Origin of the sequence: Rhodococcus sp. USK13, assembly GCF_018343855.1 — a bacterium.
In the GTDB taxonomy this organism is placed as follows: Bacteria; Actinomycetota; Actinomycetes; order Mycobacteriales; family Mycobacteriaceae; genus Rhodococcus_F; species Rhodococcus_F oxybenzonivorans.
Genome location: NZ_CP069242.1, coordinates 3,549,876 through 3,576,824, shown reverse-complemented (window position 1 = coordinate 3,576,824; position 26,949 = coordinate 3,549,876). Strand labels below are relative to the sequence as shown.

At 67.7% G+C, this 26,949-nt stretch carries 23 protein-coding genes; 7 read left to right on the top strand and 16 right to left on the bottom strand.

The window, feature by feature from the left end:
* Nucleotides 1-119 precede the first annotated feature (119 nt).
* Entirely contained in the window at nucleotides 120-518 is a 399-nt protein-coding gene (locus JQT59_RS18870) for a DoxX family protein (protein WP_213577362.1), read from the top strand.
* Here JQT59_RS18870 and JQT59_RS18865 read toward each other — a convergent pair.
* On the bottom strand, nucleotides 509-3,829 hold the full coding sequence (locus JQT59_RS18865) for an ATP-dependent helicase (protein ID WP_213577360.1): 3,321 nt from the start codon (nucleotides 3,827-3,829) through the stop codon (nucleotides 509-511). The genes JQT59_RS18870 and JQT59_RS18865 overlap by 10 nt on opposite strands.
* Complete coding sequence (locus JQT59_RS18860; protein WP_213577358.1) at nucleotides 3,826-7,116, bottom strand: ATP-dependent helicase; 3,291 nt, start codon at nucleotides 7,114-7,116, stop codon at nucleotides 3,826-3,828. Before JQT59_RS18860 ends, JQT59_RS18865 begins: the two co-directional genes overlap by 4 nt.
* A 63-nt stretch (nucleotides 7,117-7,179) precedes the next feature.
* Here JQT59_RS18860 and JQT59_RS18855 point away from each other — a divergent pair, with 63 nt between their 5' ends.
* A complete protein-coding gene (locus tag JQT59_RS18855) occupies nucleotides 7,180-7,956 on the top strand; it encodes an alpha/beta fold hydrolase (RefSeq protein ID WP_213577356.1) in 777 nt (258 codons plus the stop codon).
* Complete coding sequence (locus JQT59_RS18850) at nucleotides 7,956-8,252, top strand: MGMT family protein (RefSeq protein ID WP_213577354.1); 297 nt, start codon at nucleotides 7,956-7,958, stop codon at nucleotides 8,250-8,252. The genes JQT59_RS18855 and JQT59_RS18850 overlap by 1 nt, the downstream gene beginning before the upstream one ends.
* An 8-nt stretch (nucleotides 8,253-8,260) precedes the next feature.
* Here JQT59_RS18850 and JQT59_RS18845 read toward each other — a convergent pair whose 3' ends face one another.
* Both JQT59_RS18845 and yczR read right to left on the bottom strand, forming a co-directional pair.
* A complete protein-coding gene (locus JQT59_RS18845) occupies nucleotides 8,261-9,511 on the bottom strand; it encodes a lipase family protein (protein ID WP_213577352.1) in 1,251 nt (416 codons plus the stop codon).
* A gap of 145 nt (nucleotides 9,512-9,656) precedes the next feature.
* Nucleotides 9,657-11,102, bottom strand: coding sequence for a MocR-like transcription factor YczR (gene yczR, locus JQT59_RS18840; protein ID WP_213577350.1), 1,446 nt, complete (start codon nucleotides 11,100-11,102; stop codon nucleotides 9,657-9,659).
* Between the two features lie 61 nt (nucleotides 11,103-11,163).
* Here yczR and JQT59_RS37735 point away from each other — a divergent pair, with 61 nt between their 5' ends.
* Nucleotides 11,164-11,289, top strand: coding sequence for a hypothetical protein (locus JQT59_RS37735; protein WP_283254080.1), 126 nt, complete (start codon nucleotides 11,164-11,166; stop codon nucleotides 11,287-11,289).
* A 22-nt stretch (nucleotides 11,290-11,311) separates the two neighbouring features.
* Nucleotides 11,312-13,060: an NTP transferase domain-containing protein gene (locus JQT59_RS18835; protein WP_213577348.1), complete on the top strand. Its 1,749-nt coding sequence runs from the start codon at nucleotides 11,312-11,314 to the stop codon at nucleotides 13,058-13,060.
* A gap of 4 nt (nucleotides 13,061-13,064) precedes the next feature.
* Here the strand turns inward: JQT59_RS18835 and JQT59_RS18830 are convergent, their stop codons facing one another.
* The 6 genes from JQT59_RS18830 to JQT59_RS18805 all read right to left on the bottom strand — a co-directional run bounded on the left by JQT59_RS18830 (nucleotide 13,065) and on the right by JQT59_RS18805 (nucleotide 20,801).
* Complete coding sequence (locus JQT59_RS18830; protein ID WP_213577346.1) at nucleotides 13,065-13,769, bottom strand: sirohydrochlorin chelatase; 705 nt, start codon at nucleotides 13,767-13,769, stop codon at nucleotides 13,065-13,067.
* Nucleotides 13,766-14,923 (bottom strand): uroporphyrinogen-III synthase, encoded by a 1,158-nt coding sequence (locus JQT59_RS18825; RefSeq protein WP_213577344.1) that lies wholly within the window; start codon nucleotides 14,921-14,923, stop codon nucleotides 13,766-13,768. The genes JQT59_RS18830 and JQT59_RS18825 overlap by 4 nt, the downstream gene beginning before the upstream one ends.
* The gene (nirD, locus tag JQT59_RS18820) at nucleotides 14,920-15,375 is read right to left on the bottom strand and encodes a nitrite reductase small subunit NirD (protein ID WP_213577342.1); all 456 of its coding nucleotides are present in this window, start codon (nucleotides 15,373-15,375) and stop codon (nucleotides 14,920-14,922) included. Before nirD ends, JQT59_RS18825 begins: the two co-directional genes overlap by 4 nt.
* 81 nt (nucleotides 15,376-15,456) lie before the next feature.
* Nucleotides 15,457-17,967 carry a nitrite reductase large subunit NirB gene (gene nirB / locus JQT59_RS18815; RefSeq protein ID WP_213577340.1) on the bottom strand — a complete coding sequence of 837 codons (2,511 nt, stop codon included), beginning with the start codon at nucleotides 17,965-17,967 and terminating at the stop codon, nucleotides 15,457-15,459.
* A 54-nt stretch (nucleotides 17,968-18,021) separates the two neighbouring features.
* Nucleotides 18,022-19,428, bottom strand: coding sequence for a nitrate/nitrite transporter (locus tag JQT59_RS18810; RefSeq protein WP_236603298.1), 1,407 nt, complete (start codon nucleotides 19,426-19,428; stop codon nucleotides 18,022-18,024).
* 89 nt (nucleotides 19,429-19,517) lie between these two features.
* Nucleotides 19,518-20,801 (bottom strand): MFS transporter, encoded by a 1,284-nt coding sequence (locus JQT59_RS18805; RefSeq protein ID WP_213577338.1) that lies wholly within the window; start codon nucleotides 20,799-20,801, stop codon nucleotides 19,518-19,520.
* Between the two features lie 11 nt (nucleotides 20,802-20,812).
* Between JQT59_RS18805 and JQT59_RS18800 the strand changes: the two genes are divergently transcribed.
* Entirely contained in the window at nucleotides 20,813-21,475 is a 663-nt protein-coding gene (locus JQT59_RS18800) for a FadR/GntR family transcriptional regulator (RefSeq protein WP_213577336.1), read from the top strand.
* Between the two features lie 23 nt (nucleotides 21,476-21,498).
* Here JQT59_RS18800 and JQT59_RS18795 read toward each other — a convergent pair whose 3' ends face one another.
* From JQT59_RS18795 to JQT59_RS18780, 4 genes are all read right to left on the bottom strand, one after another.
* Entirely contained in the window at nucleotides 21,499-22,353 is an 855-nt protein-coding gene (locus tag JQT59_RS18795) for a TIGR02569 family protein (protein WP_213577334.1), read from the bottom strand.
* 66 nt (nucleotides 22,354-22,419) lie between these two features.
* Nucleotides 22,420-23,622, bottom strand: coding sequence for an adenylyltransferase/sulfurtransferase MoeZ (gene moeZ / locus JQT59_RS18790; protein ID WP_109331220.1), 1,203 nt, complete (start codon nucleotides 23,620-23,622; stop codon nucleotides 22,420-22,422).
* Between the two features lie 185 nt (nucleotides 23,623-23,807).
* Entirely contained in the window at nucleotides 23,808-24,821 is a 1,014-nt protein-coding gene (locus JQT59_RS18785) for a DUF3152 domain-containing protein (protein WP_249354640.1), read from the bottom strand.
* A 90-nt stretch (nucleotides 24,822-24,911) separates the two neighbouring features.
* Complete coding sequence (locus tag JQT59_RS18780) at nucleotides 24,912-25,088, bottom strand: hypothetical protein (RefSeq protein ID WP_213577329.1); 177 nt, start codon at nucleotides 25,086-25,088, stop codon at nucleotides 24,912-24,914.
* Nucleotides 25,089-25,169: 81 nt separating this feature from the next.
* Between JQT59_RS18780 and fasR the strand changes: the two genes are divergently transcribed.
* Nucleotides 25,170-25,841, top strand: a complete 672-nt coding sequence (gene fasR, locus JQT59_RS18775) for an HTH-type transcriptional activator FasR (RefSeq protein WP_109331224.1) — start codon at nucleotides 25,170-25,172, stop codon at nucleotides 25,839-25,841.
* 63 nt (nucleotides 25,842-25,904) lie between these two features.
* On the opposite strand, the gene JQT59_RS18770 is transcribed toward fasR, so the two are convergent.
* Both JQT59_RS18770 and JQT59_RS18765 read right to left on the bottom strand, forming a co-directional pair.
* Nucleotides 25,905-26,135, bottom strand: a complete 231-nt coding sequence (locus JQT59_RS18770; protein ID WP_109331225.1) for a DUF3107 domain-containing protein — start codon at nucleotides 26,133-26,135, stop codon at nucleotides 25,905-25,907.
* Nucleotides 26,136-26,256: 121 nt separating this feature from the next.
* A complete protein-coding gene (locus JQT59_RS18765) occupies nucleotides 26,257-26,937 on the bottom strand; it encodes a ferritin-like fold-containing protein (RefSeq protein ID WP_208961267.1) in 681 nt (226 codons plus the stop codon).
* Between the last annotated feature and the right edge of the window lie 12 nt (nucleotides 26,938-26,949).

Sequence of the window (26,949 nt, the reverse complement as noted above, 5' to 3'; positions counted from 1 at the left end):
TCCGACATCGGCTGGCAGCCTAACCCCGATTCTCCTCGAAGGGACACAGCGGCGTCTCGCTCAATCGTCACAGCGGCGTCTCGCTGTGGTGCCGGGAGTGATTCGGGCAAGCTGTCGTCATGCAACGCGACAGCACCCTTTCCCGGACCGGCCGCACGCCCGCGCTCCGACTCGCCGCCCTGCTTGTAGGCATGGGCGTGCTTCACTTCGTCACCCCCAAGTTCTTCGACGCGATCGTTCCCGAGCGACTCCCCGGCGACCCTCGGACGTACACCTACGCGTCCGGTGTGGCCGAACTGACGGTGGGTGCGGCGCTCGTGGTACCGAGAACCGGCCGGCTCGGCGGTGGACTGGCCGCGCTTCTCTTCCTTGCGGTCTATCCGGCCAACATCTCGATGGCCGTCGACTGGCTGAAGAGCACCGAGACGTCGCGCCTGCAGAAAGCCGGTGTACTGCTGCGCCTTCCGTTGCAGATCCCGTTGGTCACCGAGGCCCTGAAAGTGCGCCGTCAGGCCTGACGCGCTTCCTCGTCCGCGCCGGCGGTGCGGATGAGGCCGGCAAGAGCGTCGGCATCCGGCAGGGTGTCCGGCGCGATCGTGCGGCCTGTGCGGACGTAGTGGAACGCGGCCCGCACACGCTCCAGGGGTACGTCCATCAGCTCGGCCCAGGCAAGCCGATACGCGGCGAGCTGCATCACCACCGCCTTCTCCTTGTCGGCACTCGGCTCCGCTCCGGTCTTCCAGTCGATCACCGTCCACCCGCCGTCGGGGTCCGCGAACACTGCATCGATCCGCCCCCGCAGAACCGTCCCTGCCACCGCCGTCTCGAACGGAACCTCCACCTCGATGGGACTGCGATGAGCCCACGACGAACGCAGGAATGCGTCCTGCAACGTCACCAGGTCCGTGTCCGGTCCTGCATCGGTGTCGGCCGCACCAGGGAGCTCGTCGAGGTCGAGCAGCCGAGTGGCCCCGAACCGGCGCTCCACCCAGGCGTGGAACGCGGTCCCTCGCCGTGCCAGCGGGTTCGGCGGATACGGAAGTGGCCTGCGTAACCGCGCAGCCAGCGCATCCGGGTCCGCCTCGAGTTCGACCAGCTGACTCACCGACAGCTGCGCAGGCAGAACCACTTCGAGGCGAGCCTGCGCGCGGGCTTCGCGTTCAGCGAGGAGCGCGTCGACGTCGGCCGCCCAGTTCTCGGGGTCTTCTTCGTCTTCCAGGGATGCATCACCGATTTCGGTCAGCGCCGCGAGCACCAGGGAAGCACCGTGTTCGACCGACTCACGTCGCACTCCCAGCGGGTCCGGCGGCCATGCTGCCGCTTTGGGGGTTCGGGTGAGAGGATTCTGCGTCTCGGCGTCGGGTGCGGGCGCCCATACGTCCACGGCGCCGAGACCCTCGTGTGTCTCGTCTGCGATCAAGTCGCGGAGTTCGGTGAGGAACTCGGACGGGCCCTTCGGTTCGCTGCCCGACTCCGCCCAGTGATGACCGGAAGCGAACAGCACCCGCTCCGTCCGCGTGAGCGCAACGTAGAAGAGCCGGCGATCCTCGTCGAGTTTGCGTGCCGCGAGGGCCGCCTTGTGCGACTTGACCGCATCCTCGAGATCCTTGCGGCTGTAGAGGTTTTCGAGATCGAGAACCGGTACGCCGTCTGCGGCTTCTCCCGGCCGCGCGCGGTCGCCGCGCAACGACGGCGGCAATTCACCGAGCGCGCCGAGCCAGGTTCCGGTCGCGGTCCGTGACGGGAACACGCCTGCGGTGAGATGGGGCACCGCCACCACTTCCCATTCGAGCCCCTTCGCCGAGTGCACCGTGAGCACCTGGACGCGGTGCGGATCGACCTCCACTTCGCCGGGCGCCAATCCCTTTTCGACGGATTCGGCCGCGGAAAGGAACGCGAGCAATCCGGTGATGGTGGCCGAGGACCGGCTGGCGTATCCGGCAACGACATCCGCGAAGGCGTCCAGGTGTTCACGCCCTGCCCCTGTTCCCGCGCCAGTGCGGGTCCGGGCCTGAGCCTCGATGCCGATGCCGAGTACCCGTTCCACCTCGGCCACGAGTTCGGTGAGGGGCTGCCCGATCCGCTCACGCAGGGATGCCAGCTCGGCTGCGACTGCGGTGATGCGCGCGTACCCCACCGGTGAATATTGTTCGGCCGGTCCGGGATCCGCCAACGCGTCGGCGAGCCCGGCCTGCTCGGCCTGTTCGCCGGGCAGTGCGCCCTCGACCGCCTCCGCCAGTGCCGAGGAGTCGGTAACGGCGCCGGCGGTGCCGTATCCGGTTCCGATGCCCAGCTCCCTCGCTCGCCGGGACAACGCCGTCAGGTCTGCAGCCCCGATCTGCCACCGCGCCCCCGTCAGCAACCGGACCGCAGCGCTGCCTGCCATGGGGTCGGCGACCACGCGCAGCATCGCGATCACGTCGGCCACCTCGGGAGTGTGCAGCAGGCCACCCAGGCCCACCACCTCGACGGGAAGCCCGCGCGAGCGCAGCACCTCCGCGATCGGGGCGGCGTCGGCGTTGCGCCGGATCAGTACCGCCGCAGTCGGTGGATCCTCTCCCCTGCTCGAGGCCTGCGCGTACTGCTCGGCGATACGGTCGGCAACCCACGCACGTTCCTCGGCCACGTCGCCGGTCAACGCGAGCCGCACATCGCCCGGAACAGCCTGAGGCCGCGCCCGCAGCGTACTGACCTGCACTCCCCGCTCCCGTAGCGGCGCCGAGACCAGGTTGGCGAGCGCCAGCGCCTCGGGCGGGTTCCGCCAACTGGTCAGCAATTCCAGTGTCGGCGCCGGTGTGCCGTCGGGCAGCGGAAAATCGGTGGCGAACCGCGGAAGGTTGGCCGCCGACGCGCCACGCCAACCGTAAATCGACTGCATCGGGTCACCGACCGCGGTGAGGGCGAGCCGCCCGTCGAGGCCGCCGCCGAACAATGACGACAGCAACACACGCTGGGAGTGCCCGGTGTCCTGGTACTCGTCGAGCAGCACCACCCGAAAGCGCGCACGCTCGGCGTGCCCCACCTCGGGGTGGTCCGACGCCACACGTGCCGCGAGCGACATCTGACTGCCGAAGTCGAGGGCGCCCTCCCGCCGGAGCGTCTCCGCCAGGCGGTGCACCAGCGGAAGAAGTTCCACCCGCCGATGCTGGGTGTCGAGAATGTCGAGCAATTCCTTACCCGGCCCGCCTCGCTGGCGTGGTCCTGCCGGCAGTGTGTGAACGAGCTTGTCGAGTTCGGTGTGCGCCTCCCGAAGATCCTCGGGTTCGACGAGGTGCTCTGCCAATTGTCCGGAAAGCGCCAGCACGGCCTCGGTGACCGACGCAGGATTCCGGTCGGTGTCGAGGTCGCCGTCCCACGAACTGACCACGCGATGAGCGAGCTGCCACAGTTCCGTCTCCGACAACAAGGTGGCCGACGGTTCGATGGGCAGTAGCAGCCCGTGCTCGGACAGCAGCCGCCCGGCGTACGCGTGATAGGTGCTCACCTCCGGCTCACCGGCGAGGAGCTTGGACCTCAGCTCACCACTGGGATCGACCCGCCGAAGAAGATCCGAACCCGCCAGCCGGGCAAGCCTTTTCCGGATGCGACTGGTGAGCTGTTGAGCGGCCTTGCGGGTGAAGGTGAGGCCCAGTACCGCTTCCGGGTCGACGAATCCGTTGGCGACGAGCCACACCACCCGCGCCGCCATCGTCTCGGTCTTTCCGGCTCCGGCGCCGGCGACGACCAGCGTCGGCCCCAGCGGGGCGGCGATGACCGCCGCCTGTTCCGGTGTGGGTGGGTGCTGACCGAGTCCGATGGCGAGTTCCACCGGGTCGATGTGCGCTGTCATTCGGACGTCACCTGCCTGCCCTCGTCGTGCGCTGGGCAACTCGTCCGCACCGGGCAGTGCCGGCAACCGTCATTGACACGGGCAAGGAACTGTGGCCCCCTGGTGGCGGCGGCCGCGGCGGAAATGACGGCCAGCCAGGTGTCGACGTCCTCGTCCGACAACGGCGCCTGCACACGTTGCGTAGCGCCCTCCTTCTTGTGCGGCTTGGCCACGAACACGAGTCGGGCCCCGCCGGGTTTCGACGCCGGTTCGCCCTCGATCGCACCGACAGCGGCCGCCACCTGGTACGCCGCGAGCTGCGCGTGTTGCTGCGCGTCCTCCTTACTCACGGGCGCACGAGCGGTCTTGACGTCGACGATCACGGGCCTGCCCTCGGCGTCACGTTCGAGCCGGTCGATGCGTCCACGCAGTCGAATCGCCGGCGCACCCTCCTCCCTCGGCTCCAGCACACCGTCGACGGCGACCTCGACCCCGACCTCGGTGAGCTCGGACCGCGTAGTGCCGAGCCATGCGGTGAACGTGGCCAGCATGTCCCGGGTGCGTGCGAGTTCCCGTCGCGAATACCACTGTGAACCCAGATCGATGGAGTCCCAGGCGTCTTCGAGGGCTCGTTCCACCTGATCCGCCGGTATGCGCCCGGCGAGCGCCTGCACCAGCGTGTGCACGAGCGTTCCCGCGATGGCATGCGTGTTGTCGCCGTCGGATCCGCCGTGGCGTTCGAGTAGCCAGCGCAGCGGGCAGGTATTGAGGAGGTCCACGGTGGACGGTGACAGCGACACCGGCCCGTCCTCCTCCGTCCACAACGCCACTGCAGTACTGGGCTCGGCCGTGCCGTACCACTGGTCCGGATGCGCGCCACGGACACCGGCCCGGGCGAGTCGGGCCAGTTGACGAGCGGCCCGGCCCTGCCTGTCCGGGTCGTCCCGAGCCACTCGAGGATCACACACCACTCCGCGCAACTCGGCGACGAGCGCGGGCAGGGCAAGGACCCGGGTGGACTGATCCGTGACCGGTACCACCGCATCCACGACGTCCGCGCCGACGAGTAGTTCGTCCACGAACCGGGAGTGAACGAGATCGGTGTCGCTCCCGGCGGAGTCGACGGCGGTCACCAGCAGACTCCGCCGTGCCCGGCTGCATGCGACCAGGAAGAGACGGCGTTCTTCCGCGAGAAGCGGCGCGGTGCGCGACAGCCGATCGGCCGCCTCCGCAGTGCCGTCGGACACTCCACTGACAAGGTCGATCAGCGCCTCGGTTCCGAGCAGGCTTCCGCGCGTCCGCAGACTCGGCCACAACCCCTCCTGCACGCCTGCCACCGCCACCACGTCCCACTCACGCCCCGCCGCGGAATGCGCGCTCAGCACCGTCACCGCGTCACTCGGCACTACGGAAGCAGTTCGCGACGAACTCGGAATGGCCTGGCCGGTGAGATAGTCGACGAATCCGGCGAGCTGAGCGCGCGGCAACCGGTCGACATACCCCGCGGCGGCGTCGAACAGCGCGACCACGGCGTCGAGGTCGCGGTCTGCCTGCGCACCGATGGGGCCACCCCACGCCGACGCCGACGCCCAGCGTCGTTCCAGTCCCGTCGCCTGCCAGGCAGCCCACAGGACCTCCTCGACACCCCGACCGCGGTCGAGCTGCGCACGCGCTTTGCGGAGTACGGACAACACTCTGTTGAGGGAGGCCGCCTCCACATCGGTGAGCTTGGCGACGACCTTGCGGGTACTGCCGGTCTCCCCGGTCAGGATGAGGCGCAGCAACTCTGCCGAGTCGCGGTCACCGCCCGATGCGAGTTCTGCGCGACGCAGACCGCGCCGGAGCCGTCGGAGAGCCACCGGTTCGGCCCCACCGATCGGTCCGGCGAGTAGAGCGAGCGCGTCCTCGCCGGTGAATTCCTCACCCGACAATGCGCGGAGCACCAGCATCAGACCGGACACGCCGTGCCTGCGGGCCAGCGGCAACTCGGACGCGGGTGTGGTGACCGGTACTCCCGCGCCGAGAAGTGCCCGCCGGAGCGGAGCCAGAGCACGGGGCACCGAGCGCACGATGACGGCCATGTCGGACCACGGGACCCCGTCGAGGAGATGCGCACGGCGCAAGGTATCGGCGATGACCGCGGCTTCCTTGGCGGGTGTGCTCAGTACGTGCACGGACGTTCGGCCGCCGTCGTTCGACGGTACCCACGTCCGATGCGGCAGCCGACCGGGCAGCCGGGAAGTGATGCGCGCCGACGTCGCCGCCACCGTGGAGGCGCTGCGGAAATTGAGTGGAAGAACGATCTGGCGCTCGTCACCCTTGTCCGCGAGCCCGATCAGGAATGCGGGATCCGCTCCACGGAAGCCGTAGATCGACTGGTCCGGATCGCCCGCGACGACAGTGGTCCGGGTGCCGGTGCCCACGAGGCGGACCAGCTCCGCAGCCTGGGGATCGAGGTGCTGAGCATCGTCGACCAGAAGGTGGCGCACGCGTGCACGTTCCGTCCGCAGGAGGTCGGGGTCGGTGGCGAAGGCCGTGAGTGCGGCACCGATGAGCTCGGCGGCGTCGAGAGCGGGGGCCGTGGCTTCGGGAGCCTCCACACCGACCGCCCCTCGCAGCAGCATGCCGTGTTCGTATCGCGCGGCGAACTTTCCGGCCGCCACCCACTCGGGTCGCGAGTGCCGACGTCCCAGCGCGACGAGATCCTCGGGGCCGAGCCCACGTTCGCTCGCACGCAGCATGAGATCCCGCACCTCGACCGCGAATCCCCCCAGCCCCAGGGCGGGACGCAGCCGCTCCGGCCAGAGGTGGGCGCCGTCGGCGATGTCGCCGTGCAGCATCTCGCGCAGCACCGCGTCGTGTTCGGCGCCCGTGATGAGTCGGGGCGGCGGGTTTCCGTGTGCTGCCGCCTGGAGTCGCAGGACTGCGAAGGCATAGGAGTGCACGGTCCGCACGAGTGGTTCACGCGTGGCACGGGCACCGTGCTGTTCGCCCTGTCCGAGTAGCGCCGCGGTGATCTCCTCACGCAGACGGCCTGCCGCCCGCCGCGACTGGGTGAGGACCAGCACGTGCTCGGGATCTTCTCCACCGGTAATACGGTCGACCGCGACATCGACGAGAAGTGACGTCTTGCCCGTTCCCGGACCGCCGAGCACCTGCCAGGGATTCCAGCCCACACCCGGTGTTGTGGTGGCGAAGACCCGCTTCGTCGATTCGTCCCAGGCCCGGGGTGCCTGCTCGGGCCGGCGACGGTGCACGAGCCGGGCACGAGGAGCAGCCGTCCTGGTGCGCACCGTCGAATCCGTCATGCGGGCATTCCATCAGAACGGTCCGACATCTCGCCGGTCGGCCCGATCCGGCATCATGGATCCGTGTCAGCACTGCATACCTATCTGTTCGGCGCCGAAGACGGTCCCGAGATTCTTGCTCTGCACGGAGTGACCGGGCACGGCAAGCGCTGGCAGGCCCTGGCCACCGACCACATCCCCGACGCGCGTTGGATCGCGCCCGACCTGCTCGGTCACGGCCGGTCAAGCTGGTCACCGCCATGGAATTTCGAATCGCACGTCTCGTGCGTGATCGACACGTTGCGTACTCACGCACGGGGTCCGGTTCTGGTCGTGGGCCACTCGTTCGGCGGCGCGCTGGCTCTCCACCTCGCCCGGGCAGTCCCCGAACAGGTCCGGGGTCTCCTCCTGCTGGATCCGGCGATCGGGCTGGATCCCGAGAAGATGCGATCGGCGGCGGACGACACGATCTCGTCGCCCGACTACACCGATGTCGACGAGGCACGTGCCGAGAAGGTGCACGGTTCCTGGGGTGAGGTGGACGCCGAGGTATTGGAAGCGGAGATCGCCGAGCACCTGATCACCCTCGCGAACGGCCGGGTCAACTGGCGAATGTCCGTACCGGCGCTCGTCGCGGCATGGGGCGAGCTTGCGCGTCCTGCCGTTCTTCCGCCGGCGAACCTGCCCACCGTTCTCGTCCAGGCGGCCAAGGTGCAGCCGCCGTATGTCACGCCCGAGTTCCGACGCGCCCTGGCCGAACATCTGGGTGAACAGCTCACCGCCGTCGATCTCGACTGTGACCACATGGTCCCGCAGGCCCGGCCCGACGAGGTGGCTCAGCTCATCCGCACGCTTCTCTGATGCCCGCCACAACCGAGGAGCAGGTCGAACGCGTACGCGAACTGGTCGCCTCTATTCCTCGCGGCCGCGTGGCAACATACGGCGACATCGCCACCGCCGCCGGGTTGTCGAGCCCACGGACGGTCGGCTGGATCATGCGCACCGATTCCGCGGATCTGCCCTGGCACCGGGTGCTGGGCGCCGGCGGGCGTCCGGCTGCGCATCTCGCGCACCGCCAGATCGCGAAGCTCGAACTCGAAGGCGTGCCCGTGCGGGACGGCCGCGTAGATCTCGCGGCGGCACGCCACCGGTTCTGACGGACTGCTCAGCAGGTGCTGGGAGGGGGATCCCCGCGGAAGCGAGCATCCATCCAGTCCAGCCCCTGGAATAGTCCGAGAGCGGCCGCGGACAGATGGTCGGGTGTCGGAGTAAGCAGCGTCTGCACGGGTGTTCCGGCCTCGCAGTAGCGACGCAGCGTGTTGTCGATGGAGTCCACCGGTATCAGGGCGTCGGTGGGGCTGTGCCATTCGAAGATCGGCGCTTTCGGCACGCCGGGATACAGCTCGACGCTGTTTTCGTCCATCACCTTCCAGGCTTCGGGGTTGTCCATGAAGTTCTTGTTGTCGGTCATTTCCGTGGCGCTGCGGCCCACGCCGAACAGCATGATCTCGTTGGTGCACCCGTTGCCGATCATCTGCTTGAGCCAGCGGCCCTGAGCGTTGAGTTGGCCGCTGACGTCGATGCGGTCGGGATACTCACGTTCCAGCCCGAGCGCCGCGGCCATCGCAAGGCCGAAGGCGGGGTGGGGGTTGGTACCCAGACCTTGTGCCATCTGCCCCAGATTCATCGGTGCACCACCGATGGCCGCACCGACGATGTCGAGTTCCGGCGCGTACGTGGGGGCCAGCGCAGCCGCCCAGGCGGTGGCCATTCCCCCACCGGAATATCCGCCCAGCCCGACCGGGCTGTTCGTGACCTGGAGTTCCGGCACCCGCTTCACGGCCCGGATCCCGTCGAGGGTGATCTGGCCACCCAGCTTCGCCGCGCCGTAGGCCATTCGCGGTCCCAGGTGATCGGGCAGCGAAACCGCCCAGCCCCGGGCCAACGCGATGTTGAGGCCGGCAGCCTCACGAATCTGGTGGAGCGGGTCGCTGGTGTACAGCTCGGTGACGATCTTGCACTTGTGCCCGAGCGAATTGATGATGTGCTGGTACGACACCAGGGGCCCGTCGGGGGCGTGATTCGCCGGGAGTACATAGGTGGTGTTGGCCGCGATGGGGTTCCCTTGCGAGTCGGTGGACCGGAAGAGCACCTCCCACATCGCGCTGCCGGGGAAGTAGTACGACGGCGGTAGCCGGCGCACTTTCAGGACATCGCCTGGCGCTCGCGCCGCGATGTCCGGCGTCGGCTGGTAGAACGGATCCGGGTCCGGGATGGGAAATGCTATGTCCGCCCTCGGGGGCGGCGGCAACAGCGGCTGCGCTGCAACGGTGCCAGCACTTGCGAGGGTGACGGCGAGGCCGGCAACGAGGCCCGCGACGGCGGCGCCCAGAGATCGACGAATCAACGAGCACATGAGAAACCCCACAATCCGGCGAGCAGGTCGGCGGCCATCACTATGCCAGACAGTTGCGGAGGACCCGCCGGTTTTCCGGGTACCGAACAGGTCTCTGACCGATACTCTGGTTCACAGGTATCTTTTACCGGCCAAGACCGGACGGTCAGATTACGACCGTTGTCGCCGTGGACAGCGGTGGTTCGCCCGACATCACCAGGGTGGCCAGCACGTCCACGGCGGCGGTCAACTCGGTGACCGGTCTGGTGAACGGGAGTCGCTGGTGGTCGTCGAACAGATGACCCGAACCGAACCGGGGTCCGGGTGCGAGCAGAAGATTCCTGGCGCGTGCGGCTGCTACGAGTTCGCTCGACCCGGTTCCCGCCGGGAGGCGGCACCACAACGACAGCCCACCGGACGGCAGATGGAAGCTCCAGCCCGGCAACCGTTCGGTGACGGCCGCTGCGAGGGCGTCACGCTGCCCCCGCAACTCACGACGACGGCGTAGTACCAGTCCTTCGTGCTGCGCGAACAGCCGCACTGCGGCGAGTTGGTCGAGAACGGAGACCGACAACTGTCTCCGCGCCATGATTTTCGCCATCTGCGTGGTGCGGGCGGCCTCGGCGCGCACCCAGCCGATGCGAATGCCTCCCCACACGGTCTTGCTGAGGCTGCCGATCGCCACGGTCGCCGATTCCGGGACAGGGACACCGAACGGCTCGAGGTCGCCCGAACCGTCCAGCACGAGTTCCGCCGCCACCTCGTCCACGACGGTCACCACGCCGTGGTGGGCCATGGTCGCGGCCAGCCGCCGCCTGCCGTCGGGAGTCGCCCTGGCTCCCGACGGATTGGAGAAGTCCGGCATCAGGTACGCCACGGTGGGAGCGCTCTGGCGGGCAGCGCGATCCGCCTCGGCGACGAAGGCGTCGGGGTTCCTCGCATCGATCGGCACAGGGACAGGGCGGCCCCCCGCCGCCTGCACGGACTCGACCGCGCCGGGATAGGTCGGATGTTCGACCAGGACCCGGTCGCCCGTCTCGACCAACGCCTCGAACACCACTTCGGTCGCATCACCCGCGCCGCCGGTGACGAGGATCTGGTCCGGGGTGGTCGGGCGACCCCTGCGGGTGTAATGGCCCGCTATCGCCGCACGCAGCGTCGTCAGACCACCGGGGTGGTAACCGTGCTGAGGCATGAAACGGGGCAGCTCTTCGACGGCGTCCAGATAGGCCTCCCTGAGCTCAGGGGCCGCGGCCGGCGCGGCGTTGACGAGGTCGATGACACCGTCGACGGGCGCACCCACCATGCTTCCCCACGCCGGCGGACCGGAGGGCATCGCCACGTACGTCCCTGATCCGTGTCGCGCCGACGCCCAACCGGCCTCGCGCAGTTCGCGATACGCGGCACTGACGGTCACCCGGCTGAGCCGGAGTTCCTCCGCGAGGGCCCGTTCGGCGGGCAGCCGGATACCCACGGCCATCGATCCGTCGGCGACCCTCTCGCGGAGGGCGTCGGCGAGTCCGCGGTACAGCGGTTGCCCGCCGGTAGGCGCCGCGCCGAGCAGCACCGCCAACTCTGCTGCCGAGACGGTTCGGACTGGTTCACCACTCATACAGGCCACTTTCCCACAGAGGACTGGGAATCGCGGTCCACTTTGCACCGACAATCGATACATGCTGGTAATTGGAATCCTCTTCGTTCTCAGCCTGGCGTCGGTGGCATGGCTCTGCGTCAGCACGACGCACGGCGGACGCTCCGGGCTCGCCGGACCTCCGCGTAGCCACCTGCACAGCGATTGAGGGTGTGCGGCAGCATGAGGGAATGAACCCTGCCGCACCCGTTCACGCGATCGTCCTCGCCGGTGGACGAGCCACTCGGATGGGCGGCGTCGACAAGCCTGCCGTGGTGGTCGGCGGACGCCGGATGCTCGACACCGCTCTCGACGCCGTCGACAACTGTGCGCGCATCGTCGTCGTGGGACCTCGGCGCTCCGACCTCGACTCGACGGTGCTCCAGACGCAGGAGACGCCGCCGGGCGCCGGGCCGGTGGCGGGGGTGGCCGCCGGACTGGCGGTGCTCGACGCCGAACCGGGAGACCGGGTGATTCTGCTCGCGTCGGACCTGCCGTTCGCGGAACCCACAATGGTGGAGGCTCTCGCCGCCGCCGTGCAGGACGCCGACACCGTGTTCGCGGTCGACGAGTCGGGCCGCTTGCAGTTCCTGTTGTCCGCGTGGCGCGTCGGCGCGTTGACCGACCGTGTCCGCTCGCTCGGGTCGGCGATCAATCAGCCGATGAAGGCCCTCGTTCCCGAAACGTTCGGCACGGTACTCTTCCGCGGCGTCACCGACTGCGACACACCGGAGGACATCGATCGGGCCCGCAGCAGGGCCGCTACGTCGCCGGTCACGATCGCCGAGGCCAGGCGCGCGATCCTCGAGGTGGTCCCCCCACTCCCGCCGCGGTCCGCGACGCTCGGCACGTCACTCGGCGCCACACTCGCCGAGCCGCTGCTCGCCGCCGAAGCTCTGCCGCGCATCGCCGTCTCCGCCATGGACGGATACGCCGTTGCGGGCGACGGTCCGTGGGTGCTGCGCGACGACATCCGGTTCGCGGGCAGCTCCGAGGAACTCGAACTGGCGGATGGCGAGGCGGCCCGGATTGCGACGGGCGCGCACCTCCCCAGCGGCGCCACCGCCGTCGTGCGCGACGAATTCGCCGTAGTGACAAACACTTCCGACGGACCGCAACTGTCCCGCAGCCAGGACGCCCCCGTGCGCGACGACGCGCGGCGGCGCGGCGAGGACTGGCACGAGGGCTACCGGCTCGCGGTGGAGGGCACGGCCGTCACGCCGGCACTCGTCTCCGCAGCCGCGAGCGCGGAGGTGACCACTGCGGGGGTACGCGGCCCCGTCCGCGCGCACGTGGCGGTGACCGGAGACGAGATCCGGCGGGAAGGTCCGCTTCGACGAGGGCAGACGCGGGACGCTCTGGGACCCGTTCTCCCCCAGTTCCTCTCGTGGTGTGGCATCCGGACGGTCGCGGACACGCACCTGCGGGACAAGTCCGACAGCTTCGACGAATTGTTCCGGGAAGTCCGCCAGCCCGATCTGATCGTGATCGTGGGGGCGACCGGTGGCGGCGCGGCGGATCAGTTGCGTGCGGCGCTCGACCGCGCGGAGGCCCGGATCGTGGTGGGAAGGGTGCAGTGCCGCCCCGGCGGTTCGCAGGTGACCGCCCTTTTGCCCGACGGACGGGTGGTGCTCGGGCTGCCCGGAAACCCGTACGCCGCGGTCGCGACGCTCCTGATCACGGTTCCGTCCATCGTGGCCGCACTCACGGGTCGCACCCAGGCGCCACGTCAGCTGGCTCGTATCGCGAATGCATCCGAGGTCAGTGGCGATGCCACCCGGATCCTGCCCGCCGTCCCGCAGCCCGACGGCACGTGGCGGGTCGACCCCGGAATCCGGACCGCGCATCTCGCGGGCATCATCGACCGCGAAGCGTTGGCGCTGGTCCCGGCGGGCGCAGCCGACGGGGATCTGGCAGAGCTGGTGCCGCTACCGCGCTGACGGGTCAGCGCTGGAACGACAGGGTGTGCTGTTCGGCAGGTATGCCACTGCGGTAGCGCTCGGCCACCAACCCGACGACGGCCGGATCGACTCCCAACGGCTCCGCGACACCATCCGCCCCTGCGTCACCGAGTCGGGCGTGGAAGAGTCCGTGCGCGAGGAGGTACGAGGCGATGAACACTCGCTTTTCACCCTGCGCGCGCAGCGACCCGACGACAGCCGGTACGCGAGGCTCGGCGGTAGCCACGAATCCTATGCGGACCCGCGTCGCCGCGAGTTCCGCCAACATCGCTGCGGCGCGGCGCACGTCACTGAGTGCGCGGGGGTCGGACGATCCCGCCGCAGCGAGGACGACGGCATCCCCCGGCTGCCACCCGGCATCGACGAGACGCCGCAGGAGTACTGCGGCGAGTACGGGGTCAGGACCGAGTGCCCGCGTGACGGCGACCGACGGGTGCCCGCTGTCCGCGACTTCCCGAGGAACGTCGGTGTGGACGTGATACCCGGACGCCAGAAACGCCGGAACCACGACCGCGGGGCCGGTGATGTCCCGCAGTACCTCGGACGGCGACGGTCCGAGAACGTCCACGAAGGCGACGCGCGTCGGACCGACCTGCTCGGCGACGGCATCCGCGAGCGTGGCGATCATCTCCACGCCGCGCGAACTCCGCGTGCCGTGTGCCACCAGTACCAGCGCTGGCTCGTTCATCGAACGCCCTCCTCACGAGAATCGACGCAGTCGACCGGGTCGAGCGCCAGGCGGTAACCGCGCTTGACCACCGTCTGCACCGCTTTCGGTGCTCCCAGGGACGCGCGGAGCCGAGCCACAGCCGTCTCCACCGCATGGGTGTCACCGCCGCCCCCGGGCAACGCGGCGAGCAACTCCTCGCGGGGAACGACGCGCCCCGGACGTGCGCCCAGTGTCCGCATCAACGACATCGCTGCGGGCGGCAACTGCCGGACCTCACCGTCGACCACCACACAACCTCCCCGGATGCTGAGTTCATGGCCCGCAGTCTGGATCTTGTTGGCGCGCCGGGGCAGCTCGTCGGCGATGTGCCGGGCCAGGGCGCCGAGTCGCGAACGTTCCGGCATCGTCGTCGGGACCTCCAACTCACGCAACGGCCCGGCCGTCACGGGTCCCACACACACGGCGAGCACGCGATGGCGGAGCGAGTGCAGCACCATCTCGATCAGTCCGGTTTCCTTGGCTCGCGTCAGGAGCGACGCCACTGCCGGTGCACTGGTGAAGCTCACCGCGTCGAGTCCGCCGCTGGCGATGAGATCGATCATCCGGTCCATCGGGGCCTGATCTTCGAGCGGTGTCCACCGATAGACCGGCACGGCGATCACGTCGGCGCCGGCGCACCGAAGCACCTCGCAGAAGTCGGCGATCGGTTCCCATTCGGTGGTGGCGCCATGTAGCTGCACGGCGATCCGTTTGCCTTCGACACCCTCACCGAGGAGGTGGTCGAGTACTTCCGCCGACGATTCCGACGCCGGGGACCATTCCTCCCTCAGGTCGGCGGCGCGGATAGCACCCTTGGCCTTGGGACCCCGGGCCAGCAGTCGGCTCGCTGCCAGTGCCCGGCCGAGCTCTTCCGCTTCGCCCCAGCCTTCCGCGGCCTCCATCCAGCCGCGGAATCCGATTCCCGTGGTGGCGACCACGATGTCGGGCGGACTGTCGATGATCTGACGCGTGACGCGCTCGAGCTCGGTGTCATCGGCCAGCGGAATGATCCGGATCGCCGGAGCGTGAACCACGGTGGCGCCACGCCTCGTCAGAAGTGTCGCGAACTCCTCGGCACGTCGTGACGCAGTGATCCCGACCGTGAACCCACACAGGGGTGTCCCCTCGTTCACGAACTCGGAGCCCCCGCCACGGACACGTCGTCAGCCGGTGCTTCCGCGACATTCCCATGTGAACTGTGAATCTGGACGACACCGGCCCAGACGCGCACGTCGTACACGGGCAGGCGAACTGATTCGTCGTCGAGGCAACGACCGTCGATCAGCGAGAACACCTGCTTGAGCAGGGGCGACGCCACGGTGGGCTCTCCTGCGCGGTCACCGACGAGGCCGCGGGACATCACTGCTGCGCGCCCGTACGGATCGATGTTCCCGACTGCGCGCAGGGATCCGTCCTCGAGAAGAAACAGCGCCACCTGCTCACCGCCGCGCAGCAGGACGGCCACGCCGAGTCCGGGGATCAATCGGCTGAGTGGGCATGCGGACGTCCATTCGAGCCGGCCTGATTGGACGCTCTCGCGCCTGTTTCCACTGGCACTGTGCACGCTCACGTCGACGACGGTCATCACAGTCCTCCTTTGGGGCTGGTGCATTTCCGTGTGGGGTACATACTTCGGGTCTGGTGTTTCGTGGGCGTTAAGAAGGGATTACTCCGAGGTAGAAGCTGCGAATTTCGGCATTCCCATCAGCACGGGAACCTTCCGGACACCGGTCTCGTCGAAGGCGACGGTCGGATCGGCCTCCTCCGGCGCGTTGACGAACGACACGAATCGGGACAGCTTCTCCGGATCCTCGAGCACACCCGCCCATTCGTCCCGATATCCCTCGACGTGCTTGTCCATCGCTGCTTCGAGCTCGGCCGCGATGCCCAGGCTGTCCTCGCACACCACTGCCTTGAGGTGCTCGAGCCCGCCCTCCAGGGAATCCACCCACGGCGCCGTGCGCTGGAGGCGGTCCGCAGTGCGGATGTAGAACATGAGGTAGCGGTCGATGTAGCGGACCAGCGTCTCGTCGTCGAGTCCACCTGCGAGCAGCTGCGCGTGCTTCGGCGACTGACCGCCGTTACCGCCGACGTACAGGTTCCAGCCGTTCTCGGTGGCGATGACGCCGACGTCCTTGCCGCGCGCCTCGGCGCATTCGCGGGCACAACCCGAGACACCGAACTTGATCTTGTGCGGCGACCGCAATCCGCGGTAGCGGTTCTCCAGGTCGACCGCCATGCCCACGGAGTCCTGGACTCCGTAGCGGCACCAGGTGGACCCGACACAGCTCTTCACGGTGCGCAGCGACTTGCCGTACGCCTGACCCGACTCCATGCCGGCGTCGACGAGGCGTTTCCAGATGGCAGGCAACTGCTCGACGCGGGCACCGAAGAGGTCGATGCGCTGACCACCGGTGACCTTGGTGTACAGACCGAAGTCGCGGGCCACCTCGCCGATGACGATGAGCTGCTCCGGCGTGCACTCGCCACCGGGCATCCGCGGCACCACCGAGTAGGTGCCGTTCTTCTGGATGTTCGCCAGGAAGTGGTCGTTGGTGTCCTGCAGGCCGGCCTGGTTGCGGTGCAGGATGTGATCGGAATCGGTGGAAGCGAGGATCGAGGCGACCACTGGCTTGCAGATGTCACATCCGGAACCTTTGCCGTACTTGGAAATCAGCGCGGAGAAGGTGCGGGTGTCGGTGGCCTGCACGATCTCGAAGAGTTCGGCACGCGACTGCTCGAAGTGCTCGCACAGCGCCTTCGACATCACCACGCCCGACGAAGCCAGCAACTGCTTGATGGTGGGAAGGCAGCCACCACAGGTGGTTCCGGCGTTGGTGCAGCTCTTCACCTGCGCGATGTCGCAGGCGCCCTCCGCGATGGCCCCACAGATCGCGCCCTTCGTGACACCGTTGCAGGAGCACACCTCGGCGTCGTCGGGAAGCGACCCGGCACCTGGCTTCTCGCCAGCCGGGGAGATGAGGGACGCCGGATCACCCGGCAGTTCGCGGCCCACCAGCGGACGCAGCGACGCATACGCGGACGCATCGCCGACGAGAATGCCACCCAGCAGGGTTTTGGCGTCGTCCGACACGACGAGCTTGGCGTACGTGCCCTTCGCGGCGTCGTTGAGGACGACCTCGAGCGCGCCTGGGGTCTGCGCAAGGGCGTCACCGAAGCTGGCGACGTCCACACCCATCAACTTCAATTTGGTCGACAGATCGGCGCCCGGGAACTCGGCGTCTCCTCCGAGGAGGCGGTCCGCGACGATCTCCGCGGTGGTGTAACCGGGAGCGACGAGCCCGTAGCAGCGGCCCTCCACCGCGGCGCACTCCCCGACCGCATAAATGTTCTCGTCGGACGTACGGCACCCGAGGTCGGTGACAATTCCGCCACGCTCGCCGACGTCGAGCCCCGCGTCGCGGGCCAGCTGATCCTGGGGCCGCACGCCGGCGGAGAAGACCAGAAGCCCTGCCTCGATGGTCGAACCGTCCGACAGTTCGACAGTGATGCCGTCGGGGCCTTCGGTGATCCCCGCGGTACCGACACCCGCGTGGACGGTGACGCCGAGGTCGGTGACGAGCTTGGCCAGCAGCGCTCCACCGCCCTCGTCGACCTGTAGCGGCATCAGCCGGGGTGCGAACTCGACCACGTGCGGGGTCATGCCCAGCAGCTTGAGTGCATTCGCTGCCTCGAGACCGAGCAGACCGCCGCCGACCACGACGCCGACAGCGCCGGGACCGGCCGCCTCCGCCCGGGCGCGGATACCGTCGAGGTCGTCGAGCGTGCGGTAGACGAAACACTCCGGGCGATCGTGGCCCGGGATCGGCGGAACGAACGGGTACGACCCCGTCGCCATGACCAGAGCGTCGTAGGCGACGACCTCCCCCGAATCGGTCGTGACCTTGCGCGACTCACGATCGATGGACGCGGCCCTGCGGCCGATCCGGAGGTCCACCAGGGCATCGCCCTGGTAGTCGTTGCCTGCGAGCGCAAGCTCCTTGGGGTCCCACGCACCCACATAGGAGGAGAGGCCCACGCGGTCGTACGCGGGGAGGGGCTCCTCGCAGAGCACCGTCACCGACCAGTCGTCCGACTCGTCGCGTGCGCGGAGCGCCTCGACGAAGCGGTGCCCGACCATTCCGTGCCCGATAACTACTGCTGACTTGCGGCTCATGCCGTCGCTCCTTCTAGCTGAAATACTCGAGTTCTTGCGGTAACTGCTCGTTGGTCACGCCGAGACGGAGACCTTCTCGTCGCCGTCGGTGACGGAGATGCCGCGAGCGATGGACGGGCGGCGCAGGAAGACGACCCAGGTGACGGCGATGCAGGCGATATAGAAGGCGAGGAACACCCAGAACGCCATGGTCGCCGACTTGGCAGACCCGCCGTAGGAGGCGCGCAGCACCAGGTTGATGCCGACACCGCCGAGGCCTCCGATAGCGCCCGCGAAACCGATGAGGGCTCCCGACATTGCACGCGACCAGGCCGCCTTGGCCTCCCGGCTCAGCCCGTCGAGGCCCTGCGCCTTGGCCTCGAAGATCGACGGAATCATCTTGTAGACGGAACCGTTGCCGATACCCGCCAGCAGGATCAGGGCGATGAAGCCGAAGACGAAGGCCACCATCACGCCTGCCGTGGCGGCGCCGGGCGTGCCGTCGTCGATGGTGCCGGCGGTCACGAGCACGGAGGCGGCGAGCGCCATGGCAACGAAGGTGTACAGCGTGATCTTCCCGCCACCGATCCGGTCGGCGAGCTTGCCGCCCATCGGTCGCGCGATGGACCCGAGCAGCGGACCGATGAAGGCGATCTGCGCCGCATGCAGTGCAGCCTGTGCGGGAGTCTCACCACCGGCGAGGAAGTTGATCTGCAGAACCTGGCCGAACGCGAAGCTGAACCCGATGAAGGATCCGAAGGTGCCGATGTAGAGGAAGCTGATGACCCACGAATCGGAGAACTTCAGCGCCTTGGCCATCGAGCGGAGATCGGACTTCTGGTTGCCGAGGTTGTCCATGAACAGGGCGGCGCCGACCGCTGCCACCGCAATGAACACCAGGTAGACCGCACAGACGATCCACGGTTCCGTGTTGCCCACGGTGGCGATCACGAGAAGACCGACCAGCTGGATCATCGGGACACCGATGTTGCCGCCGCCCGCGTTGAGGCCGAGGGCCCAGCCCTTGAGCCGCTGCGGGTAGAAAGCGTTGATGTTGGTCATCGACGAAGCGAAGTTTCCGCCGCCGACTCCGGCGAGTGCGGCCACGAGCATGAAGGTCGTGTACGAGGCCCCGGGGTTCATCATCAGGTACAGGGTGAACAGCGTCGGGATCAGCAACACCAGGGCACTGAAGATGGTCCAGTTACGGCCGCCGAAGCGGGCCGTTGCCACGGTGTAGGGAATCCGGAGCACCGAGCCGACCAAAGTGGGAACGGCGACGAGGAAGAACTTGCCCGCCGCGTCGATGCCGTAGATATCGGTGGGCATGAACAGAACCATGACCGACCAGATCGACCAGACGGAGAAGCCGACGTGTTCGGCGACGACCGACCAGATCAGGTTCCGCTTGGCGATGTTCTTGTTGCCCGCCTCCCAGGCGTCGACGTCTTCTGCGTCCCAGTGCTCGATGTAATGCTTCACCCGGGCCTCCTCGTTGTGTGGGAGACCCAAAGGTAGAAAACGGGTGTTGCGGCGGTGCTGCGGTCGGTGACCGCAACGTCAACTGATCCTCACTTCCCGACGGAGTCGATGTGAGGTTTCGTGGACGTTTCCGCAGCGTGTCGACGAGCGTCCGAAACGCCGTTCCAGCTGTCCTCGAGCATCCGCGGCTTACAGGCCTGAGCTCCCGCTATGACGAGGATCACTACCGCGACGGTCAAGAATCCGAACGACAGCGCCCAGCCGTCGGTGGAATCGTGGAACACGCCGAACAGTAGCGGACCGAGACACGCGACGGCGTACCCCACACCCTGCGTGAAACCCGACAACGTCGCCGAGCCGAGGTGTGTGCGGGTGCGCAGATTGATGAGCGTCAGCGACATCGGGAAGGTACTGGGCCCGAGCCCGAGCAGCACCACCCACAGGACCGGGGCCGCCATCGGCGCGAACAGCAGGCCGGAGAAGGCCACGAGGTAACAGAGCGCGCAGCCGATCACCACCGGGAAGGGATTACGCATTCGTGCGCACAGAGTAGGAGCACCGAACGCGGACACGAGCCCCATGAAGGAGAAGAGACCCACCATTGCGCCACCGAACGCCTCGCTCGCGCCCGCATCGGCGAGGACGTCCGGAATCCAGGTGAACATCGAATACGTGATCATCGACGTCATCCCGAACATTCCCGCCATCCCCCAGCCGACGGGTGATCGCCACGCCTTGCCGTGTGGCGTTCCCGGGGGAACACCGACAGCCGCTCCCGCCGGCGTGGAGGCTGCCCGGCGACGCGCCCGCGCCAGCACCACGGTCCACGGAAGTGCTGCCGCGAAACCGACCACGGCCCACACACCGATCGAAGTACGCCAGCCGAACGCCTCCGCGAGAGGGACCGCAACGAAAGCCGGGACGATGGTCCCGATCTGCACACCGACGATATACACCGAACTCATCGCGGCCAGCGAGTCGGAGAAGTAGCGCTTGACGAGCGGGGGAATGACCACGTTGCCGATACCCATCCCCGCGAGCGCGAGCGCCGACAGCGCCAGCAACGACCACGTGTCGTTCACCAGCGCCCGAGTGAACATTCCCACCCCGGCCATCAACATGGCCACCAGCGCCGTCCGTTCCAGCCCCCATCGCTTGGCGACGAGCGGAGTGGTCAGGCCGAACAGCGCGAACATCGCCGTCGGCACCATCCCGAACACTCCGACGACGGTGGGTGAGAAGCCGATGTCCTCACGAATCTGAGACGCGAGTGGGCTGAACGACGTGACCGCCAACCTGAGGACGAGCGCAGACATGGCGATCGCGCAGAAGACGAGTAGGCGGCCGCGCAGAAGTTTCACCTGAGAAATCATAGGATGACCGGATGACCTTTGGAAAACCGATTCGGCGTGCGAGCCTCATCTCGCAGGTCACCGAGCAGTTGCGGGAAGAGATCTGCAGCGGACGCTGGGCGGTCGGCGAAAAGATTCCGACCGAGACGGCGCTGTCGGAACTGACCGGAACGGGACGCAACACCGTCCGGGAAGCCGTCCAAGCGCTGGTCCATACCGGGCTGCTCGAACGGAGGCAGGGATCGGGGACCTACGTCGTCGCCACCTCCGATGTCGGCGGAACCCTCGGAAAGTACTTCGCCGGGGCCCACGAGCGCGACGTCCTGGAACTCCGCCAGGCCCTCGACGTGACCGCCGCCGTGCTCGCCGCCCGGCGGCGCACGCCCGAAGACGTCGCCCGCCTCGAGGGCTTGCAGCGCGAACGCCGACGCCTGTGGGAGGAATCGGCGGATGCGGCGATCACAGCCGATGTCGCCCTTCACCGCGCGATTGTGGAAGCCAGTCACAACGCGGTGTATCTGGAGTTCTACGACTCGCTGCTCCCCGCGATCGAGCACACCGTGGATCAGCATGTGCACGCCACCGGTGAGGGATTGCACGAGGAGCACGAACGCCTCGTGCGGGCCGTCATCGACGGAGACGAGCATCGCGCATCGCTCGCCGCGCGGGACCTCTTCGCCGAACTTCTCGACTAGCCGGGCCTCCTCGGCACGTCCACTCAGAGCAGCAGTCGCACCACGTCGGCGGTACGGGCGAGTCCGGGGAAGGCTTCGGCCGTGGATCGGGGGTGCAGCACATGGACGGCAAGACGGAACAGAACGGCACGCAACAGCATCTGCGGCCACTCGGGAAGGTCTTCCCAGCGTCCGATCAGGGCCTCGTCCGCCCCACCCCAGGAGATGGCGTCCACGACGGCCACCGCGGCCGCCCACGCCGCGGGCCGCCAGTACGGGGTGATGTCGGTGATGCCGGGTGCCAGGGCACCCGAGAACAGCACGGTGCCGAACAGGTCCCCGTGCACGAGCTGATCAGGACTGACCACAGGTTTACGCAGAGTTGCCAGGCCGGTGATCAGTTCCAGGCTCTTGCGCCCGTCCGGCGACGGCGTTTCGAGTTGCTCGGCACCCTTCGCGCCGCGCAGGGGAATCTTCTCCCACGCGGCCCGATCGGCCGCCACGAAGACGTCGACCTCCGCCCACGGGGCGACGGGAGGCTGCACCAGGAATCGGGGACGCTCCAATTGGGACGTCGCGGCGTGCAGCCGGCCCGACATCGACACCACCTCGTCGTGCCGGGGTTCGGGCGTGCCCTCGATGAACGTGTCCGCACGCCACCCCGACACCACATACCGGCCGTCGGTCGAACGCACCGGACGAGCGAGCCGCACCCCGTCCACTTCGAGGGCTTCCCGCACCTTGGCCGACCAGGCGGCACGGGCGTGGTCGGCGACGGCTGAGAGGACTACGTCTCCACAGAGCCACCCGCCGTCCCAGTCCGCACCGAGTGGAATGGGCTCGACTTCCCGGAGGCCGAACGTGGAGCACACGTGCTGAGGGGGTTGTCCTGTGCTCACGATGTCAACGCTACCGCCGGGTGACCCGGCGACCCCGGAAGGCGCGCTGACCAGGTGCCGCCGAAGTCAGTACACGGGCAGGCTGGTGTCTACCTGCCTGGCCCACGCGATGACTCCACCCTGTAGATGTGTCGCGTCGGAGAAGCCGGCCTTCTTGAGGGCGGCCAGCGCTTCGGCCGACCGCACGCCGGTCTTGCAGTGCAGCACGATCGGCTTGTTCTGCGGCAGCTCGGCGAGAGCCTCCCCGGACAGGATGCGGTCCTTCGGGATCAGCACCGCGCCGGGCAGATGGACGATGTCCCATTCGACGGGTTCGCGCACATCGACGATCTGGATGTCCTTCCCCGCATCGAGAAGATCCCGCAGCTCCGTCGCGGTGATGGTCGACCCGGCCGCTGCAGCCTGACCCTCGTCGGAGACGACGCCACAGAAGGCGTCGTAGTCGATCAGTTCGGTGATCGGTGTGCGTGCCGGGTCACGGCGAAGGGTGATGGTGCGATACGTCATGTCGAGCGCGTCGTAGACCATGAGCCGGCCGAGCAGCGATTCACCGATACCGGTGATCAGCTTCACCGCCTCGGTGGCCATGATCGACCCGATCGAGGCGCACAGCACCCCCAGCACTCCCCCTTCGGCGCACGACGGGACCATTCCGGGCGGCGGCGCCTCCGGGTACAAGTCGCGGTAATTGAGTCCGCGCCCATCCGGTGCGTCCTCCCAGAACACCGACGCCTGCCCCTCGAAACGGTAGATGGAACCCCACACGTACGGCTTGTGTGCCAGGACAGCGGCATCGTTGACCAGATAGCGGGTGGCGAAGTTGTCGGTGCCGTCGAGGATCAGGTCGTACTGACCGAACAGCTCCACCGCGTTGTCGGGTTCGAGCCGGAACTCGTGCAGCCGGACGTCGACGTGTTCGTTGATCTCCTTGATGGAGTCGCGGGCGCTTTCCGCCTTCGGCCTGCCCACGTCCGAGCGGCCGTGGATGACCTGACGTTGCAGATTGGACATGTCGACCTCGTCGAACTCCACGATGCCGAGGGTTCCGACACCTGCAGCGGCGAGATAGAGCAACGCCGGCGAGCCCAGGCCGCCCGCGCCGATGACGAGGACCTTGGCATTCTTCAGCCGCTTCTGCCCCGCCATGCCGACGTCGGGGATGATCAGGTGCCTGCTGTAGCGAGCCACCTCGTCACGCGAGAGTTCGGCGTCCGGCTCCACCAGCGGTGGCAGTGGCTGCGGGGTTCTTCCAGAACGGTCAAGCGACACGATCCACTCCTGACGATTGCACGACGGCTTCCGGCGTCGAGACGTCCCCTTGGCGACACCTCGACGATGTCCTCAATGTCGACTCCTCGACAATGTCACTGTCGACTCCTCGACGATGTCACTGTCAACACCCCGGCAACCCCCATTCTTCCCCCCGCGACGCCGGCGGGACACATGGGCTCAACTCAGCCACGCGGGAACGGCCAAGGATTGAAATGGCACGTCAGGCCATTCTTGGGCACTATCCCTTCGGGGTCGAGTTCGGCGATGTCGTTGTTGGAGGTGCCGAACGACTGCTGCATCATCACCGGGGCGAGACCGCCCTCCGTTTCGCAGGGTTGGTGATCCTGGTAGCCGATCGCATGACCGACCTCGTGGTTGATCTGGTACTGCCGATACGAACCGATGTCACCCTGGAAGGCGATGGCTCCGCGCACCCAGCGGGGTTCGTTGAGGAGAACGCGGTCGATCCCGGGGTTGTAGCAGGACACCTCGAGCTGGATGTCGTATCCGCAGGCCTCCCTGATGGTCATCTGGGAGGTCAGGGACACGCGGAAGTCAGGGTCGCCCTGGTCTACCCGCCGGAACGCGAACCGTGGGTCCTTGGTCCAGCTCTTCGGGTTGGACAGGGTCTGGTCGACCATGCGCCCGAAGGATTCGTCGCCCCCGAATCCCGAGGTGTCCACGCCGTCCTCGATTTCGACGGAGTAGGTGAACTCCCGCTCGGTACCCTGTCCGACCTTGGGACCCGAGCCGGGCACCACCCGCCACGTGCGGGCCCCCGCAGTGGTGAACGGGCCGCCTTCCGGCAACGCTCCGGATGGCAGATCGGCCGCGAAGTTTCCATCCGCCTCGGGAGGCACTCCGATGACGCTCGAGCCGTCCGTGTCCCGGGACAGCGTCCCGAATCCGGGAGTGTCGGTGCTCGCTGCCGGATCTCCGGCGCCAGTGCCGCGCACCGCGTCGACCACGACGAAGATCGTGACCACGAACAGGATCGGTATCGCATAGGCGCGCCACCCATAGGTGGAGACGAATCGGCCCACCCTGCTCTGTTTCCGAACCTGCCGTTCCGGCCGGGGGGTCCGGGGTTTGGTGACGTCCCCGGTGATCGGATCCCACTGCGCACGGAGAGGTTGATGGGATTGCGCCCGGGAAGTGGACCGAGAGGCACCGGGTGCGGCGACACGCTGATCCAGGCTGCGCGATGGCCACTCCCCCTGATCGGAGCTCTCGGGAGCCCTGCCGCGCACGCGCGATCCTCCTCGGTCAGTCACGACGCCAGAATCTCACAGTCCGGCATCAGCTCGTCCCAGCCGTCCACCGATGTCCTCTTCGGCGTGTCCGCCCCGGACCACCCGCAACACTGGGGCAACCCGTGCCAGCTGGTATGGCCGCAAGCGGGGATCCGGGCAGTTACCGGTCAGGCAATATTGCAGTCGGACATCGACCTGTGAGTCCACCATGAACGGATTCCTACGCGCGGGTATCGTTCACACAGTTACACAGAATGTGACGCGGAATACTTGTGCAGATTGGAAAGCGCTATGACTGAACTCGCAGATCGGACGAACTCCGATCGCGACGCCACCACCGGAAAGGGTAACGGGCCGCGGCGCAGTACGCGTCTCCCCCGCGACGCCCGGCGACTGCAGCTACTCGCTGCAGCCAGCGAGGTCTTCGTCACGCGCGGGTACCATGCTGCCGGTATGGACGAGATCGCCGAGTGCGCCGGTGTGAGCAAGCCCGTCCTCTACCAGCACTTTCCCGGCAAGCTCGAGTTGTATGTCGCCGTTCTGCAGAGCTATGTCGACAGCCTGATCTCGGGTGTCCGTCAGGCATTGCGATCGACCACCGACAACAAGCAGCGCGTCCGTGCGGCGGTCCAGGCGTTCTTTGACTTCGTCGACAATGATTCGCAGGGCTTCCGGTTGGTGTTCGAGTCGGACCTGATGGGCGAACCTCAGGTTCAGAGCCGTGTCGAGCAGGCCACCGAGGCGTGCGTCGACGCCGTCTTCGACCTCGTCAGTCACGATTCCGGTCTCGATCCCTATCGCGCCCGCATCCTGGCTGTGGGATTGGTCGGCGCAAGTCAGTTCACGGCGCGCTACTGGCTCGAAGCGGCGCGTCCCATTCCCAAGGAAGAAGCGGTCGACACCACCGTCACCCTGGCGTGGGGTGGTCTGTCCCGCGTGCCGCTGCATCCTGAGCAGCGCTAGAACCTAGGTGTACGAGAAAGGGCCCGCAGCCGGTTACGGCTGCGGGCCCTTTCTCGTACACCGTCACGCAGTGGGAGCGAACCCGACCTTGCGGATATCCGACGGACCGATCTCCACGTACGCAATCTTCGCCGCCTGGATGAGGAACTTGCGTCCCTTGTCGTCCTGCAGAGACAGGATCCCGTCGCCGCCGCCGAGGGCGCCCGAGACCAGTGTCTCGACCTCGTCCGGGGTCTGCTCGCTGCTGACGATGAGCTCACGTGGGCTGTCGATTACACCGATCTTGACCTCCACGGTCAACCTCCGAACTCTCCGAGAAACATCAGCTGTCCTGGCCAGGCTAATGCAGTCGGCCCCGCCGGGGCGCGCAGGTGCGCTGTGCCCTGAGCGAACAGGGCGTCCGCATGGGGCGATGTCACACGAGACCGAGCACCGCCATGCGCTCGGCGTGCATCTTCTGCATGCGGTCGAACAAGGCGACGACACCATTGAGGTCTCCCGACGCGGAGATCACGAGATCGGTCAGGGCCTCGCGCTGCGCCAACACGAATTGCGCCTGCGTGATCGCTTCACCGAGCAGACGCCGGCCCCACAGCATGAGGCGGTCCTTGTCCCGGTTGCTGGCGGCGATCGCCCGCTGCACCTCGTGTACGACGAACTCCGAGTGGCCCGTCTGTGACAGCACTTCTTCGACCGTTCCGGCCGCCTCGGCGGGCAAGGAATGGCCGATCTCGCGGTAGAAGTCGGCGGCGATTCCGTCACCGACATAGGCCTTGACGAGCGCCTCGAGCCAGGTGGAGGGCGTCGTCGAGGCGTGGTAGTTGTCCAACGCGCGCACAAACGGGTCCATGGCCTCGTAGATGTCGAATCCGCGCGCGGTCAACGCGCGCTCGAGCATTTCGAAATGGCCCATTTCGGCGGCTGCCATGCTGGCGAGCGCGACCTTACCCTCGAGGGTTCGCGCCATCTGCGCGTCCTCGGACAACCGGTAGAAGGCGGAGATCTCGCCGTATGCAAGGACCGCGAAGAGTTCGCTGACACCGGGGTGATCAGCGGGAATGGTCGAGTTCGACGAGGCAGGCGTGTTGGGCTCCATGGCGCCCCAGCC